We start from the raw sequence: 612 nt of genomic DNA, 5'->3' as shown, positions 1-612 counted from the left end.
AACATCAAAGCCTTTTTCCAAGACCACGCCGGCGTCACAGACAGCTGGCTTGATCTGATCGACATGAAAATCGCATTTCTCACAAGCCTTCCCGGCAAGGTCGAAGACTCTGGACTTTCCAATTCGCATGTGGAAGAATCATTTCTGGAGCATGAGCTCACCCATGCCCTCAGTAAATCAAAGGCCATTATGGAAGAACAGAAAAAGGACATGCGCTCCATCCTCGGAGAGATCGAAGACATCATCTCGCTCGAATTGTTTTCAACCGAAAGCACAGATCAAAAGCTTTCCTCAGCTGATAAAAAAAGAAGCGAAACGATACATAAGCTCGGCAAGCTTGATCACGATCTAACGAAGGAATACACAGAAACCGAAGCGAACGAACAGTTCATCCAAGCCGACTTCCAACAGCTCCAAAACACCACAGGCAAAGGAAAAAGCGCCACGCCGCTTCACTACAACGCCAAAGCGTACCGAGAAAGCGACATCCATAAGAAGAAAGGCGAGATTGCAAGACATTCAGATGCTTATCTAATGATTAAGAAGGAAGAAGCGAAAGAGCGGGAAATCAAGGATCTAAAGAAAAAGCTGGCCGATGGTGTCACCGATCCG

1 protein-coding gene is annotated in these 612 nt (G+C 46.7%); it reads left to right on the top strand.

Annotated elements, in window-relative coordinates; all coding sequences use genetic code 11:
* The coding region (locus G9F50_RS20250; RefSeq protein WP_165417787.1) for a T7SS effector LXG polymorphic toxin at nt 1–612 on the top strand (612 nt) is incomplete at both ends.

It is taken from the genome of Bacillus sp. EKM206B, assembly GCF_011066015.1.
In the GTDB taxonomy this organism is placed as follows: domain Bacteria; phylum Bacillota; class Bacilli; order Bacillales; family Bacillaceae; genus Bacillus; species Bacillus velezensis.
The sequence above is the reverse complement of the archived record's forward strand: the minus strand, read 5'-3'. Positions and strand labels throughout refer to the sequence as shown.